The sequence below is a fragment of the Burkholderia sp. TSV86 genome, from assembly GCF_001522865.1.
In the GTDB taxonomy this organism is placed as follows: domain Bacteria; phylum Pseudomonadota; class Gammaproteobacteria; order Burkholderiales; family Burkholderiaceae; genus Burkholderia.
The window spans coordinates 1-820 of the sequence record NZ_LOWB01000089.1; the positions used below are offsets into that span (position 1 = coordinate 1).

An 820-nucleotide genomic window follows, 5' to 3' on the forward strand; every position below is an offset into this window, starting at 1 on the left:
GGTTCTGTCGCAATAAGGCGGGTGGTATGCTGAGTGCGTCAATGAAGCTGCGATGTGAACGATGAATCAAGCGCTGAATTCGATGTTGGCGAAGGTATTTCGGCGCCTGCATTACCCGATCGACGTGATTCTGGTTTGCGTGCGCTGGTACGTGGCCTACCCGCTGAGCTTGCGTCATCTGGAGCAAATGATGGCCGAACGCGGTGTATCGGTCGATCATTCGACCGTGCATCGATGGGCTATCAAGTTGCTGCCGGTACTGGAAAAGGCGTTTCGTCGGCGCAAGCGACCGGTGGGCAAAAGCTGGCGAATGGACGAGACGTACATCAAGGTCAACGGTGCCTGGAAATATCTCTACCGAGCCGTCGATAAGGATGGCAACACCATTGATTTTCTGCTGCGTGCCCACCGGGACAAGGCCTCTGCGCGCCGGTATTTCAAAAAATCGATCGCTCAGAACGGCGCGCCCGAGACCGTGACGATCGACAAGAGCGGCGCGAACCTGGCTGCCCTGCAGGATATCAATGCCGAGTGCGAGCAGCCGATCAAGATTCGCCAAAAGAAGTACCTGAACAACATCGTCGAGCAGGATCATCGGGCGATCAAGCGGCGCACGCACCCGATGATGGGCTTCAAGAACTTTCGCTGCGCGCGGATTGTGCTCGGTGGCATCGAGGTGATGCACATGATTCGGAAAGGCCAGATGAAGGTAATCCGTAAAAATCAGACGCCGGCCGAGCAATTTTATTCGTTGGCCTTCTGAGGAATCCTGATCATTCCGAGACCGCTTATCGACAGGCTTCCTTATTGCGACAGAACC

General features: G+C 55.4%; 1 protein-coding gene. It reads left to right on the plus strand.

The window, feature by feature from the left end:
• Positions 1-61 precede the first annotated feature (61 nt).
• Positions 62-763 carry an IS6 family transposase gene (locus tag WS68_RS15940; protein WP_059571730.1) on the plus strand — a complete coding sequence of 234 codons (702 nt, stop codon included), beginning with the start codon at positions 62-64 and terminating at the stop codon, positions 761-763.
• Positions 764-820: the final 57 nt, after the last annotated feature.